Below are 14,639 nucleotides of genomic sequence, written 5' to 3'. Positions count from 1 at the left end.
TCGTTTAAAATGAAATTAGAACTGTAATTCTGATATGACGGCCGCCCGGGGGCTGTCAATGGGGTGTCGATGGATATCGAAACGATCATGGCCAAGGCGCGCGCGCCGCAGCAGGGCCGTAGCAAGGCGAGTTTCGAGCGGATGCTGGCCACCGCCGAGGAGTTGATGACCCAGCGCGGTTCGGACGAATTCACGCTGAACGAGGTCGCCAAGCACGGCAAAGTGTCGATCGGTTCGATCTATTGCCGCTTCGACAGCAAGGACGACTTGGTCCATGTCGTGCAGTTGCGTGTCTTGGAGCGGGTCGATGCGGACATGCTGGCGGCCATTGCAGAGTTGAACGCACGGGGCGGCGACCTGATCGACATGGTGCATGACCTGGTGGAGTCGGTGGCCGAGGTGCTGCGCCGCTACGCCGACCTGATGCGCCCGCTGATGTTGCGCGCCAGTGCGGACCCGGTGATCGCGGCCATCGGCAAGCGGAGCTATGCCCGGACGAGCGAAGCGGTGATCGCCGCGCTGCTCACCAACCGCGACTCGATCCCCCATGCCGATCCCGAACATGCCGCCGATGCGGGATTCCGCATCCTCTATGCCGCGATCGCGCGCTATCTGGGTTTCGGTTCGTCAATCGATGCGGCGGGCGAAGGCGACTGGTCCGAGTTGAAGACCGATCTGGCCGACATGCTGGCCGCCTATCTGTCCACCAATCCCAAGGCGCGCGCGCCCCGCGCTTAGCGCTTGTCTCCTCGTCCAAATCTCCTTAATAGAACGATAGTTCTAATTATAGCCGTCGATAAAGGCGGCATAGGCGAGGATGGGGCACGTGATGGCCGAAACGGGCTTGGCTCGACGCGAGATACTGGGAGGGGCGGCGCTGTTCGCCATGGTGGTGGGCATCCCGACCGCCGCCGTCCGCTGGACCGACACGGCGGACATCGTCACCGATCGACAGCGTGCGGTGCTGCGTGACGCGGCGCAGCGGGTTATCCCCCGCACCACCACGCCTGGCGCAGGCGAGATCGGCGCGCATGATTTCGTCATCCTGGCCCTGGCCCATGGCCTTGACGGCACCCGCGCCCCCGCCGCCGGAGCCGCCCTGCCCGTCACCCTGTCGCGTCATCAGCGTCGGGACGGCAGCCTGGACTATCTGGCCTGGCTGGAATGGCAACTGGATGCCGGGACGCATGGCGACTATCTGAACGCTGCCCCCGCCCGGCGGGAAGCGGCGGTGGCAGCCATCGACAAGGCCGCCTTCGCCGACGCCGGCCCGGACTCGGTCGAGTCCCCCTGGCGCAAGCTCAAGGGCCTGATCCTCACCGCCTATTATACCTCCGAAGTCGGCGGCTCGCGCGAGTTGCAGTATGAACTGGTCCCCGGCCGATGGGACGCCGACATCCCCTACACCCCCGGAAGCCGCGCCTGGTCGAGCGACTGGACCGCCGTGGAGTTCAGCTGATGGCACAAAATCCCGTTTTCGATGCTATCGTGGTGGGCTCGGGCATCACTGGCGGTTTGGCCGCCAAGGAGCTGACCGAGGCCGGGCTGAAGGTCCTGATGATCGAGCGTGGCCCGATGATCGAGCATGGCAGCGGCTATACCCGCGAGACGCTAGCGCCCTGGGACCTGGAATTTCGCGGGGTCGGCGATGCCGAACTCTACGACAAGGATTATGCCGTCCAGCGCAAGAACCGGCACTTCACCGAGTTCACCCAGGACCATTTCGTCAACGACCGCGAAAACCCCTATACCACGGAAGGCAGCACCGAGTTCAACTGGTGGCGCAGCTATCAGCTTGGCGGACGGTCGTTGACCTGGGGGCGGCAATGCTATCGCTGGTCGGACTATGATTTCGATGCCAATCGCCGCGATGGCCATGGGACCGACTGGCCGATCCGTTACGCCGATCTGGCCCCGTGGTACGACAAGGTCGAGGAGTTCATCGGTGTCGCGGGCATGGCGGAGGGGCTGCCCCAGCTTCCCGATGGGCGCTTTCAGCCGCCCATGGCGCTGAACGCCGTCGAGCAGCACACGCGCGAGGTCATCGGTCGGCAATGGCCGGACCGTCGCCTGACCATCGGGCGCAATGCCAATCTGACCGAGGCCAAGCCCGACCAGGGGCGGGCGGCGTGCCAGTATCGCTCGATCTGCGCGCGCGGCTGTTCCTACGGCGCCTATTTCTCGACGCAGAGTTCGACGCTGCCCGCCGCACAGAAGACCGGCAACCTCACGTTGGTCACCGATGCCGTGGTCGAGGCGGTCGAGCATGATCCGGCGACCGGCCGCGCGACCGGCGTGCGCTTCATCAACACCAAGGACGGAACGCGCCAGCGCGCCCATGCCCGGATCGTGTTCCTGAATGCCGGGTCGTTCAACAGCGTCGGCGTGCTGCTCCGCTCGGCGAACGAGGCCAATCCCCATGGTCTCGCCAATTCCAGCGGCGTGCTCGGCACGCATATCATGGACCATGCCCAGACGGTCGCCGGGATCGCGATCATGCCGGGGTTCGAGCAGCACAGCTATTTCGGCAACCGCCCGACCGGGGTGGTCATCCCCCGCTTCCGCAACCTGGATACGATCGACGGCAAGGGGTACACCCGCGGTTTCTCGTATCAGGGCGGGGCATTCCGTGCCGCCTGGACGGCGGGCAAGCGCAACCCCGGCGTGGGCAAGGACTATAAGGACAGCCTGCGCGAACCCGGCATGTGGCGGATGGTGCTGGTGGCTTTCGCCGATTCCATGCCGCGCGCCAGCAACCGGATCACGCTGGACCAGACGATCAGGGACTCGGCGGGCCTCCCTGCCCTGCGCATCAACTTCGCGCATGGGGCGGAGGAACATGCCGCCCTGGCCGATGCCAAGGCAGAGGCGGCCGCGATGCTGACCGCCGCCGGTGGGCACGTCATCATGGGCATGGATACCCCCAATCCCGGCGGCTCCGCCATTCACGAAATGGGCGGCGCGCGGATGGGGCACGATCCGAGGACCAGCGTGCTGAACAAATGGAGCCAGGCGCATGACGTGCCCAATCTGTTCGTCACCGACGGCGCGCAGATGTCGTCCTCGGCCTGCCAGAATCCCTCGCTGACCTATATGGCGCTGACGGCGCGAGCCTGTTCCAATGCCGTATCGATGCTGAAGGAAGGCGCGATCTGACAGCGATGCAGTCGCGGGGGTAGCCTTTCGAACAAAGGCTGCCCCTTTTTTTTACGGATGCGATGTCATGGTCCGGACATGAAGAAGGGGCGGCTTCCCGTTCGGAAACCGCCCCTTTCATTACCTTGCGTGTCGATCAGCGTAGCGTCAGCACCTTGGCATCCTTGGTCGTCGGAACGAACGGCAGATAGGAAATCCGCATCGTCTCGGCCAGTTCGATCCGGTGCTCGCCCGGGGCAAGGCCCCCTGCCCGCCTGACGCCCACTAGCGCCTTCTCGCCGAAATTCCAGCGGTCGCCATATTCGGTTTCTATCTCGTCCAGCGTCCAGGTGCGCCCCCGCAAGGACAGGGTGATATCCTCGCGCGGCACCGCTTCGCCATCGAAGCTGATCGCCACATTCTCGATCATCGACAGGCCGAGCCCCCGATAATAGGGCAGCCGTGCCTCGATGCTGAACCCGCTGTCGGTTGCCTTCAGGCTGTCTTCCACGATCATCTTGTTGTCGAACATCGGTCGTTTCCTTCAGGCGGCGAGGGTGTCGGTGGCGGGCGCGGCGATCAGTTGCTTCAGCATCGCCTGATGGCGGCGGACCTGCTCCACGGAATCGACCTCGTGCGCATCCTCGATCCAGCGATTCCCCTCATATTCCGAGCAGATATAGCCGTCGTAATTCCCGCGCTTCAGCACCGCGACGATGTCGTCATAGGGGATGCAGGGTTCGACGAGATCCTCGTCCATCTGATAGAATTTGCCATGCACGTTGTGGATGCGATGCATATAGTCGAGCATGCGCTTCGGCTCGTACGCCGCATTGTGACGCAGCGTTTCGGCCATGCCGATCGCGGGTCCGACGCCGCCCATCTCCCGGACGTTCAGGATGACATATTCGCTGAGGACGCGGTCCTCATAGGCCTTGGTGATATAGTCGGCGATATGCGGCGGCACGCCGTTGCGGATGAAGCGCTCCTTCCACACGGGCGGAAATTTGGACAGGAACATGCCCATGTCGGGCAGGAAGCCGAGCGCATCGCTGCCCGACTTTTCAAAGGCCTCGGCATGGCGGATGATCCAGGGATGATCGAAGTGCAGCGGCGCATGCACCTCGATCAGGATCTTGATACCCCTTTCCTCGGCATGGGGGGCGGCCGCCACCAGTACCTCGGGCGCGATCGACACGAGCGCGCGGACATATCTGACGCCCAGCCGCGCCCCGAAGTCGATATCGTTCTTCACGCTCGCGACCTGTTCGTCGAAAGGCATTTCGCGGCCCTTGTAACGCTTATAGTCCAGCATGAAGTCGTGGCAGACCGGCACCGCGTCATATTTGCCGATCAGGTGATGCCACTCGGCGATCTTGTCCTCGGCGACCCCGGCCTCCGGCCAGCCCCAGAAGGTCTGCTCGCCGATCACCTCGATGCCGTTGGCGCCGAATTCGACGGAGGTGCGGATGCAATCCTCCAGCGTCATTTTACCGAGGAAAGTCTCGTTCTGATAGCTGTAGAGGCTGACGCCTCGCTTGATCGTCATGACTATGGTCCTGAACAGAGAGGTTGAGATCAGGCCGCGGCGACGGCGGCCGTGCCGCTGTCACGCCGCGACATCGCGATAAGGAAGGCCGCGACCGCGCCGACGACCCCGGCCACGCCCATGATGAGGAACGCCGCCTGCATCGCACCCAGTTGGGCGCGGAACATCGACACCAGGAACGGGCTGGAGAATTGCCCGAAGAAGAAGCACGCGGTCCACACGCCCATACCGCGCCCGCGATGCTCAAAGGGCAATTTGGTCTGGGCCCAGGCGATCAGCGTCGGCACCGCCATGCCCGCGCCGGTCTGCTGGACGACAAGCCCGGCGATCATCCATCGCCAATCCGGCGCCAGCCCGATCGTCGCCAGCCCCCCGCCGATCAGCGCCAGGAAGATGCCCAGTTGCACCACCGGACGCGCCCGTCCCGTGGCCCAAAAGATCACCGAGCCCAGCATCACGAACAGGCTGGGAATGAAGGTCAGCTTGCCCAGTTCCTGCGACGACTGGATGCCGACCTCGCGGAACGCCATGCCGCCGTTGATGATGAAGACATAATAGAGCGCCGAGGCGAACAGCGTCACGCCGCCGATCATGGCGACCGACGCCATGGGAAACGGCGTGCGCGCCGGTTCCTGGCCGATCCCCAGCATCTTGCGCGCGGTCGCATCGCTCTGCGGTTCGTAGAGGAACTTCACCGCCGCGACGAAGATCGGAAAGGCGACCAGATAGATCAGGAAGATGCCGTTCCAACGCAGACCGGTGAGGAAGCCCGACGCCAGGATCACCCCGCTGGCCAGGAACGGCCCGGCCAGCCCCTGCATCGTCAGCCAGTTGCGCCGTCCCTTCTCATCCCAGTAATCGCCGATCAGCGTATTGAGCGTGGTCAGGATGACCGCCTCCGACACGCCCAGCAACAACCGCGAGGCATAGATCGCATCGAGGCTGTCGAGGAAAAAGGGCGCCGCGCCGAACAGCGCATAGAACAGGGTGGCGGCCAGCATCAGTTTGCGCCGACCGAAGCGGTCGACCAGGATTCCCGCGAACAGCGCGACCATGGCGATGGTCAGCCCCGGTGCGGACACCATCGCCGGCACCTTCCACGATGCGGAAGGATCGGCCGAGAAATGGTCGATGATCGACGGCACCGCCGGGAATAGCGAGGCGATGGCCAGGATCGGCAGAAAGCCGGCGGTGATGACGGTAATGCCCTGACCGATGCCGGGTCGGCGCATCTCGGGGCTTTCTGGCGTGACGGCCATCGGCTTTTCTCCCAATCGATTCGCCGCTGCTACGGCTTAATTAGAACTTGCATTCTGATACGTGGTATCGCCATGACGTGCCACCCTGTCAAGCAAGGATCATCAAGGTGGCGACACGTGCGGTTTCGGATGGCTTGAACGAGCGGCAGAGGGCGCTGGCCTTTGCGACCATCCTTCTCGCCTTCGTCATGGACGTGGCCGATTCGACGATCGTCAACACCGCCCTCCCCGCGATCCAGCAGGGCCTCGGCGCCTCGGATCGGGCGATGCAATGGGTGGTCTCCGGCTATTTCCTCACCTTCGCCGTGCTGCTGGTCGTCGGGGGGCGGCTGGGCGACCTGTTCGGTTATGCCCGGATGTTTGCGATCGGCGTGGCCGCCTTCTCGATCGCGTCACTGGCCTGCGGGCTGGCATCGGGGCCCACGACGCTCGCCGTCGCGCGTCTGGCGCAAGGAGCGGCGGCGGCGATCATGGCACCGCAAGGCGTGGCGCTGATCCAGCTTCTCTATTCACCCAGCGAGCGGATCGGCCGGTTGGCGGCCTTTGGCGTGATCGGCGGATTGGCGGCGATCGGCGGCCCGGTGCTCGGCGGCCTGCTCATTCAGCTCAACCCGCTCGACCTCGGCTGGCGCAGCGTCTTCCTCATCAACCTGCCCTTCGGCGTGCTCGCGCTGGTCGCGGGGCGAATGCTGTTGCCGCCGGGCCGTTCGGGCCATGCCCTACGCATCGACGCGCCGGGATCCCTGCTGTTGTTCGCCGCGCTCGGCACGCTGCTGCTTCCCCTGATCGAAGGGCGGAGCGCGGGCTGGCCATGGTGGATGGGCGGATTGGCGCTGATGAGTGCCGGCCTGTGGTGGGGGTTCTGGCGCTATGAGCGATCACGCCGTGCCAGGCTGGGGTCGGCACTGATCGAACCGTCCCTGTTCGAAGACCGCAGCTTTCGCATCGGACTGGCGGCGACCGGCGCGTTCGCGGTCGCGTCGGGCGGTTTCCTGCTGACCTTCAGCGTCACGCTGCAACGGGGGCTGGGATATAGCCCGGTCGATGTCGCGCTGCTGCACATGCCGTTCGGACTGGGCGTGATGGCCGGGATCAGCCAGATCGGGCGAAAGGCCCTTCCCGTACACGGGCGTCGCGTACCGATCATGGGGGCCATGCTGATGGCGCTGGGCTGTGCGGCGACCGGGCTGGCGGTGCACGTCGCGGTGCCGGGCGTCGTGATCGGCGCGCTGCTGCTGATGGCGGGGATCGGCATGGGTACGCTCAGCGGGCCGCTGGGGCCGATCACCTTGTCGCGGGTCGACCGCAACCATGCGGGGGTCGCGGGCGCCATGCACAAGACGATGCAGCAGATCGGCGGCGCGATGGGCACCGCCCTCATCGCCACCATCTATTTCTCGATGACGGGTGACCACTGGCCACCCGTGACCGCGTTCCTGATCGCGACATTGGCGGTGGCGGCAGATCTGCTGGCCATCGCGCTTCTGCTGACCCGCCTGCCGAAACGGCTATTCGATTGAGGCGTGTTCCCTCGCTCAGTCGTAGATGGGCCGCAATTCCTTATCGAGATGATATCGCGTCAGCGCCATCGAGGCCAACAGGTCGGGCGACCCATCATATTCGACCGACATCCAGCCCTTGAACTGGTGCTGCTTCAACAGGCGATAGAGCCCCTTCAGGTCCAACTCGCCCAGGCCGGGTTCCCAGAACCAGCGTGTGCCATCGTCGGTGATCTCCGGGTCCTGCGCATAACGCACGGCATCGGGCTGACGAACCGATGCGGTATCCTTGAGGTGGAACGTGCTGATGCGGTCGTGATAGTCATTGTAGAAGGTCAGCAGGTCCTCCCCCATGATCGCGACCTGCGCTGTGTCGATGCAATAGTGGACCAGCTTCGGGTCGGTGCTTTCGATGAACTCCCGGTGGTTCGGCAGATTGATCGCGCAGAAGAACTCGTTGTGCAGGCCGATCTTGACGCCGCGATCGGTGGCGTAGCGACCGATCTCGTTGATCGTCCGGGCGCATTGCCGGACCGCTTCCCGCGACAAAGGGCCGTTCCCATAATAATTGTCGGTGGGACAGGTGTTCATATAGGTCCCGCCGAACCGGACGATCGTGTCGACGGCTTCCCGCCCGGCGCGCACGGCTTCGTCGAAATGATCGGCCGCGTGGGAAGCATGGGCGCCGTGGAACATGCCGATGACCTCGACCGCGCGATCCTTCGCGAATGCCGAGAATTCCTCGGGCGAACCGAACAGCGGCAGGATGTCCGCCAGGTCCCATGGCGCGATCTCGATACCGTCGAAGCCGAGCGCGGACTGGTATTTCAGGATCGTATCCCAGTCCGAATAATAAGCGGTGTTCGTCCTGTCCTCATAATAAAAGTCGCGGAAGTTTTCGATCTGCCGATAGGGGATCGCCTTCCAGTGGCTCATATTGGCGTAGCGGATATTGGGCATGGCAGGAATCTCCGTCCGGCTTAGTTTGGAAGCTGATTGAGGAAGGCGCGAATGCGCAGCAGGGCGCGGAACGGATCGCGTGTCTGGCGTGCGCTGCAAACGACCGGTCCGTCATAGCCAAGTCGTTCGAGAAGCTGGACGATTCCGCTCAGATCCACCGATCCGGTTCCGGGATCACGAAAGACCTGGGTGGCGCGCGCGGCCGGAAATTCCGGGTTGGGGCTTTTCCAGTTGTCCGTCGTGTCGACGAAGTCGGTATCGGTCAGGTGCACGCAGCCGATCCGGTCGATATGCGCGGCGATGAAATCGGCAGGCGCGATACCGGCGATCGTCAGCGTGGCCGTATCGACGTCGAGCTTCACGCTATCCGGCAGCGCCTCCAGCAAGGTCGATATGCGCTCGCCGCGAAACAGGCTCCAGAATTCGTTGCGAAGCACCAGATCGACGCCCGCCTCCGCCGCCTTGGCGGCCAGCCCCTCAAGCAACTCGGTTTCCCGCTCGACCACCTCCTCCATCTTGGATTCCAGATCGGGGTGATGATGCGCCATGCGTCCATAATAGGCGGACGGGCTGATCGCGAAGTAATCGGCGCCCAGATCGGCCGCATGGGCCAGCGCCTCCGCCGCGAAATGGCCGCTGGCACCGAAGAAGAAGCCCAGATTGTCGTTCCGCATGAACAGATTGGGATCAAAGGTCACGCCGGTCACGCGGTCGATGCCGCTCTGTCGAAGCCGCTCGCGATAGGCGGCGGCACTGCCATATTTGGTGTTGATACAATATCGGTTCATCGGAACGCCGCTGCGGCCACCGAATTGCCAGACCGGCTCATAGGGAATCTCGATCCCATGAAAACCGCTGGCGCTGATCAGGGGATATAGTTCTTCCCAGAAATATTTGCCTTCATACCGATTCCGGTTCGGCTCCTGATAATGACGATTGATCAAATCCAGACTTATGGCGATCGCATCTTTGTTCATGGGGGTATCCATCATCTTGGGTGATCGCGTTGCGGCGCGACATGGAATTGGGGCGGTCAGGGCTTGGGCCGGGTCATGCCGGGCCAGCAGAGGACGACCAGCGTCTGGACGATGAGCACCGCCACCGCGCCGCCGCTATAGGTCCACCGGATCGCCTCGCGCGCCTCGGCGGTAACATGGCCCGGCGCATAGTGGAACGCGCCCAGCACATAGGCGAAGCCCGCCGTACCCAGCGCCATGCCCAGCTTCGTGGACAGGCTGATGCCCGCCGACAAAAGCCCTTCGCGACGGGCGCCGAACTTGGCCTCGTGGTAATTTACCGTCTCGGCGATCATCGCATAGGTCGAGGTGATGGTGATCGACGTCGCCAGACAGCCGGCGACGTAAAGCCCCATGAATAGCGGCACATCGTCCTGTACGAAGGGCAGCGCGCCGAAGAACAAGGCCGCGATCGCCAGCGCCCCGGCCGTGCCGCAACGCAGCCCCGTTCGGGCCAGGATCGCAGGCGCGACGAAGGCGGACAGGAGCAGCATCCCGGCGACCGCGGGCAGCATGACCGAGATCATCCAGGGTCGCCCCATCACGTCGATGGCGAAATAGGCCGTGGCGGCCATCATCATGCCGAAGCGCGCGAAATAGAGCAGGCAATGGAAGAAGACGACCAACCACGCCCGGTTGCGCACCATCTCGCCGATGACGGGCAGGATGGCGAAGCCCGGCTGCGCGTCATCCTCGTAACGCTCCTTGCAATTGCGGAAGAGCGCCAGCGTGCAGACCAGTCCCACGACCGCGAACAAGGCGGTCACCAGCGTGAAGCCGCGCCGTTGATCGCCCCCGCCCAGCAGATCGACCAACGGCATGACCGCGGCCGTCCCAAGGACCACGCCGGTCGCGGTTCCGATCGAACGCCAGCCTGAGAGCCGCAACCGCTCCTTGCCGTCCAACGTCATCATCGGCATCAGCGCGGTATAGGGAATGGCCTGAAGCGACATGACGATGCCCAGCGCCTTGAAGGTGACGAAGGCATAGACGAGCTGGGCCCACTGGCTCCAGGCGGGCATCGAGAACGCAGCGACCGTCAACAGCGCATAGGGTATCGCCATGATGAGGAAATAGATGCGCGTCCGCCCCCAGCGCGAGCGCGTCTTGTCGACCGCGATCCCAACCAGAATGTCGATCACGGCATCCATCAGCCGCGCGACCAGAAACACCGTGCCGACGGCGGCGGCGGGCAAGCCGACGACGTTCGTGTAGTAGAAAAGCAGGAAGCCGCTGGCCATATTATAGGCCAAGCTGGTTCCCATGTCGCCGAAGCCGTAGCTGACCCGCTCGGCGAAGCCCAACTCACTCTTTTTCATGGCGATGACCCGTTCAGGACAGCAGAGGATATGCGTCAGTCGGCCAGCGCTTTTCGTGAAAGGGCGAGAGATTGCTCCATGGGCAGCGTCGGGAAATATTCGAGTCCGATGGCACCGGTATAGCCCAGGTCGCGCAGGGTCCGCGTCACCTCGTGCCAATCGAGGCTTCCGGTGCCAGGCTCGTTGCGGTCGGGAATGTCGGCGACCTGCACATGGGCGACCAGGTGGATCCGCCCGGCCAAGACCGCGCGCATGTCCTCGCCCATCACCGCGCTATGCCAGACATCGTACAACAACCGCAGGTTCGGACTGCCCACCGCCGCGACCAGATCCAGGCCGAGCGTGGTGCTGACCAGATACATGGTCGCGAAAAGCCGGGTATTGAGCGGTTCGAGCAGAAGCATGACGCCTGCCTCCTCGGCGGCATCGGCGGCGGCGCGCAGCGCGGCCACCGCATTGTCGAAATGCTCCGCCTCGCTCATGCCCTCGACGCGGAAGCCCGATGCGACGATCAGCGCGGGCTTGCCGAGCCTGGCGGTGGCCGCGATGGTTTCGCGAACGGCGGCGACCATCTCGTCGCGCTCGGCCGGATCGACGATCGAGCGGCGCGGATCGACGCAAAGGCTGGTCAGCCGCATCCCCGTTTCGGCGAGCGCGGTGGCCAGCGCGTCGATCGGCTTGTCGCGCCAGAGGTGGAACTCGGCCAGTTCCAACCCGGCCGCCTTGGCCGCGCGCAACCGCGCGTCGAGCGTACCCGCTTCGGCGAACTGCCATTCGATGCACGAGGATAATGAATAGACCGCAGACATAGGACCCTCTCCCATTCTACGGCCCCGTGGTGCGTTCGCACTCGTATGCCTGGCGGGTGAAATCCCGCTATTTTGTTTCCCGAGTCTTCGCGCATTCTTTCGGACATTTCAAGCCACGCGCATTCGTGGTGTCGCATAGGACGCGTGACGGGCACGCCCGTTGGATGGGCGGCACACAGGTTCCATATGCCGGTCGCGAGAGGTCAGGGGCGCACGGAACCGGCGTGGGACATACCCGACAACCGAGCGGACGCATCGAACTTGTGGATCCAGCCATAGCGTTCGGGGAAGCGGTTCATCGCGCGGTGCCGGATCGCATCCGGCAGGCGGGCATCGGTATGGAGGGCGCGATTGGCGTCCCATGAGCTGCGCTGGATGAGGCGGGTGCGCAGCGCCCGCTCCTTCTGATAGGCGGCGAAGCGCGCGTCGCGGTTGGACGTCGTCAGACCGTCAAGCATCGTCGCCAGGGTGATGGCATCCTCGATCGTCGTATTCGCGCCCTGCCCGTGATGCGGCAGCATGGCATGGACGGCATCGCCGATCAGGACGACCGGCCCCCGATGCCAGTGGCGAAGCGGCGGGGCGACGAACAGGCCCCAGCGCCGTTCGACATCGCCCGCCGCGACCATCTGGCGAACCGCCGGGTGCCAGTCGGCGAAGGCCTCCACCGCTTCACCGGGCTCGATCGGCACCGTACCGCCGCGATCGGGCCAGGCGGTGGGGCCCTCCACCACCGCGAAGAAGTTGACGTGATCGCCATCGCCGCCGATCGCATAATGCAGCAGATGGGCGTCCTGGCCGATCCAGAACTGGATGGCCTGGGGGTCGGGCAAGGCGTCCAGCCGCTCGACCGGCACGATGCCGCGAAACGCGCTGGTTCCGGAATAGCGCAACGGCTGTCCGCCGACCCATTGCCGGGTGATGGAGCGGACACCGTCCGCGCCCACCACGATGTCGGCCTCCACCGGATCGCGCCCGGCGAAATGGAGCGCCACCCCCTCGCCCATGGGCTCGATCCGCTCCAGCCGATGGGCCAGATGGATATGCTCCACCCCTACTGCGCGGCCCAGCGTCGTCTGGAGATCGGCGCGGTGGATGCCGAGATAGGGCGCGCCGAACCGATCGCGATAGGCGCCGCCCTTGCGCACCGCATGGGAGGCCAGGCGATCACCGGACAGGCCATCGCGGTAGATCAGCTCGGTCGGCTCGACCCCCGTCCGCTCGAGCTGGTCGATCAGGCCCAGCCTTTGCAACTCACGGGTGGCATTGGCCGACAAGGCGACCGCCGCGCCGATCTCGCTCAGTTCCGCCGCCTGCTCGTACAGCGTCGCCTCGATACCCCGCGCCCGAAGCGCCAGTGCGAGGGTAAGTCCGCCGATACCGGCGCCGATGATCGCGATCTTCATGAAGGACTCCTCTGTCTTCAGGCGGCCGTGGCGGCCCGGCCATATTCGGCGGGCGCATCGGCGAAATCGGCGATCGCATCGGCCAGTCGCTCGGGCATCGAGTAATAGGGCGCATGGCTGGCCGGGAGCGACACGACCGCGACCGGGCCTGGGAACTCCTTCTGCATCTGGCGCTGTACGGCGATGGGGATCGCGACATCGTCCAGCGCCTCGATATACAGGCGCGGGATCGCCAGGGCGCGGCCCTCCATCGGGTTGGCCGTGCCGAAGGGCACGGTCGTCTGCGTCTGGATGAACTGCTCGGCGGGCGGCATCCCCTCGCCGGGATAGTCGCCCATGAAGACTTCGCGGAAACGCTCCAGCCGCGTGAAGTCCGCCTGCAACCCGCGTCCCTCGTCGACCGGCTGGATCAGGTCCAGCGCGTGCGGCGTACCCCGGTTGGGTTCGCCGGGCAGAACGAACGTCTCGGGCGTCACGCCGGGCGCGGTCAGGAAGGCGGTGAGGTAGATCAGCCCCGCGACCTTGTCGGCATGATGCTGCGCCAGCCACGAGATGGACGATCCGCCCATGCTGTGGCCGAGCAGGATCGACTGGCCCTCGGCCCGCGCCATGATCTCGGCGACGGGGCGGGTGTAGTGCTCCATGTCGACGACCGACAAATGGCCGCCATCGCCGGGAGTATGGCCGGTCAGGTCCGGCGCGTGAACACGGTAGCCCCGCGCTTCGAGCAGCGGGACGACCGCGTCGTAACAGGCGCCGCGGTTCCAGGCGCCGTGGATCAGGATGATATCGGTGACGGTCATGACATGTCTTCCTGTTCGAACCGGGGGGATCAGAAGCGATATTGCAGGCCGACCTGCGCAATCAGGGGATTGAGCTGCACGCACGCGGTGCCCGGCACCAGGCCATCGGGCGTATCCAGCCGGAAGCGCGCGTTGGTGCTGGTCCACACCTTGCTCACCGCACCGAACACCCCAATACGCTCGTTGATCGGCACGTCGATGCCACCCGTGATCGCAGGACCGACGGTATTGCTGGTGCGGAAGTCCTTCAGCACGCCGTCTTCGGTCTTGAAGATGATCGTCCAGTTCAGGCCGCCGCCGATATAGGGCCGCACCCCGCCCGGACGCCCGAAATGATAGCGCAGGGTATAGAGGCCCGGACCATAGGTGACCTTGCCCAGCGTGCCTGCCCCCGCGAGGCTCCCCGACGCGGTCAGCGTGCTGGTCGGCGGGACGCCCACCGTGGCGGCGACGGACACATTGGGCGTCAGGAAATAGCCGATATCGAGGCTGATACCGTTGTTGTTCGACGCGGTCGCATTCGCACCCGGCAGGGTCTGCCCCGCCAGCTTCACATCGGCCTTTTCATCGAACATGATGCGCGCTGCGCCGAGCCGGACATAGAAGCGCCGCTCCTTGCCGTCTGTCGACTGCTGGGCCTGCGCCGCCATGGGCAGCATCAGGCACAGTCCGGCAAGCCCTGCCAAGACGCGGCCCTTCCGCCGCCCGATCCAATATCGATATGATATAGAAGCCATTTTCCGCTTCCTCTCCATCTGCAGTCGCGATCTGTCGTGCGACTTGTCCCGAAGCGATTTCGCTTTCGTGGGGGCAGAATGTCGGGACGCGTCACGCACGTCCAACACCAACTCCATATGATCGCCATACCCGAAAGGTTGGGCGGG

Annotated in this window: 14 protein-coding genes; 4 read left to right on the top strand and 10 right to left on the bottom strand. The window is 64.6% G+C overall.

What is annotated here, in order from left to right:
* Positions 1-69 precede the first annotated feature (69 nt).
* From OXQ33_RS04825 to OXQ33_RS04815, 3 genes are all read left to right on the top strand, one after another.
* On the top strand, positions 70-738 hold the full coding sequence (locus tag OXQ33_RS04825) for a TetR/AcrR family transcriptional regulator (protein WP_267433559.1): 669 nt from the start codon (positions 70-72) through the stop codon (positions 736-738).
* Between the two features lie 91 nt (positions 739-829).
* A complete protein-coding gene (locus tag OXQ33_RS04820; RefSeq protein WP_267433590.1) occupies positions 830-1,459 on the top strand; it encodes a gluconate 2-dehydrogenase subunit 3 family protein in 630 nt (209 codons plus the stop codon).
* The gene (locus OXQ33_RS04815; protein ID WP_267433558.1) at positions 1,459-3,156 is read left to right on the top strand and encodes a GMC family oxidoreductase; all 1,698 of its coding nucleotides are present in this window, start codon (positions 1,459-1,461) and stop codon (positions 3,154-3,156) included. Before OXQ33_RS04820 ends, OXQ33_RS04815 begins: the two co-directional genes overlap by 1 nt.
* A gap of 136 nt (positions 3,157-3,292) precedes the next feature.
* On the opposite strand, the gene OXQ33_RS04810 is transcribed toward OXQ33_RS04815, so the two are convergent.
* From OXQ33_RS04810 to OXQ33_RS04800, 3 genes are read right to left on the bottom strand one after another with little or no spacing between them, the layout of a single operon-like run.
* Positions 3,293-3,667, bottom strand: a complete 375-nt coding sequence (locus OXQ33_RS04810; protein ID WP_267433557.1) for a DUF6379 domain-containing protein — start codon at positions 3,665-3,667, stop codon at positions 3,293-3,295.
* A 12-nt stretch (positions 3,668-3,679) separates the two neighbouring features.
* The gene (locus OXQ33_RS04805; protein WP_346015340.1) at positions 3,680-4,690 is read right to left on the bottom strand and encodes a TIM barrel protein; all 1,011 of its coding nucleotides are present in this window, start codon (positions 4,688-4,690) and stop codon (positions 3,680-3,682) included.
* 23 nt (positions 4,691-4,713) lie between these two features.
* Entirely contained in the window at positions 4,714-5,943 is a 1,230-nt protein-coding gene (locus OXQ33_RS04800; protein WP_267433555.1) for an MFS transporter, read from the bottom strand.
* Between the two features lie 107 nt (positions 5,944-6,050).
* Here OXQ33_RS04800 and OXQ33_RS04795 point away from each other — a divergent pair, with 107 nt between their 5' ends.
* The gene (locus OXQ33_RS04795; RefSeq protein WP_267433554.1) at positions 6,051-7,463 is read left to right on the top strand and encodes an MFS transporter; all 1,413 of its coding nucleotides are present in this window, start codon (positions 6,051-6,053) and stop codon (positions 7,461-7,463) included.
* Positions 7,464-7,478: 15 nt separating this feature from the next.
* On the opposite strand, the gene OXQ33_RS04790 is transcribed toward OXQ33_RS04795, so the two are convergent.
* The 7 genes from OXQ33_RS04790 to OXQ33_RS04760 all read right to left on the bottom strand — a co-directional run bounded on the left by OXQ33_RS04790 (position 7,479) and on the right by OXQ33_RS04760 (position 14,492).
* Positions 7,479-8,402, bottom strand: coding sequence for a sugar phosphate isomerase/epimerase (locus OXQ33_RS04790; RefSeq protein ID WP_267433553.1), 924 nt, complete (start codon positions 8,400-8,402; stop codon positions 7,479-7,481).
* 20 nt (positions 8,403-8,422) lie between these two features.
* Entirely contained in the window at positions 8,423-9,379 is a 957-nt protein-coding gene (locus OXQ33_RS04785; protein ID WP_267433552.1) for a sugar phosphate isomerase/epimerase, read from the bottom strand.
* 56 nt (positions 9,380-9,435) lie between these two features.
* A complete protein-coding gene (locus OXQ33_RS04780; protein ID WP_267433551.1) occupies positions 9,436-10,737 on the bottom strand; it encodes a glycoside-pentoside-hexuronide (GPH):cation symporter in 1,302 nt (433 codons plus the stop codon).
* Between the two features lie 35 nt (positions 10,738-10,772).
* Complete coding sequence (locus OXQ33_RS04775; RefSeq protein ID WP_267433550.1) at positions 10,773-11,546, bottom strand: sugar phosphate isomerase/epimerase family protein; 774 nt, start codon at positions 11,544-11,546, stop codon at positions 10,773-10,775.
* Positions 11,547-11,749: 203 nt separating this feature from the next.
* Positions 11,750-12,952 carry an FAD-dependent monooxygenase gene (locus tag OXQ33_RS04770; RefSeq protein ID WP_267433549.1) on the bottom strand — a complete coding sequence of 401 codons (1,203 nt, stop codon included), beginning with the start codon at positions 12,950-12,952 and terminating at the stop codon, positions 11,750-11,752.
* 17 nt (positions 12,953-12,969) lie between these two features.
* Positions 12,970-13,755 carry an alpha/beta hydrolase gene (locus OXQ33_RS04765; RefSeq protein WP_267433548.1) on the bottom strand — a complete coding sequence of 262 codons (786 nt, stop codon included), beginning with the start codon at positions 13,753-13,755 and terminating at the stop codon, positions 12,970-12,972.
* 29 nt (positions 13,756-13,784) lie between these two features.
* Positions 13,785-14,492 carry an OmpW family outer membrane protein gene (locus OXQ33_RS04760; RefSeq protein WP_267433547.1) on the bottom strand — a complete coding sequence of 236 codons (708 nt, stop codon included), beginning with the start codon at positions 14,490-14,492 and terminating at the stop codon, positions 13,785-13,787.
* Positions 14,493-14,639: the final 147 nt, after the last annotated feature.

The organism is Sphingomonas sp. GM_Shp_1 (assembly GCF_026540895.1).
Taxonomy (GTDB): domain Bacteria; phylum Pseudomonadota; class Alphaproteobacteria; order Sphingomonadales; family Sphingomonadaceae; genus Sphingomonas.
This window is presented reverse-complemented; position numbering and strand designations above follow the sequence as displayed.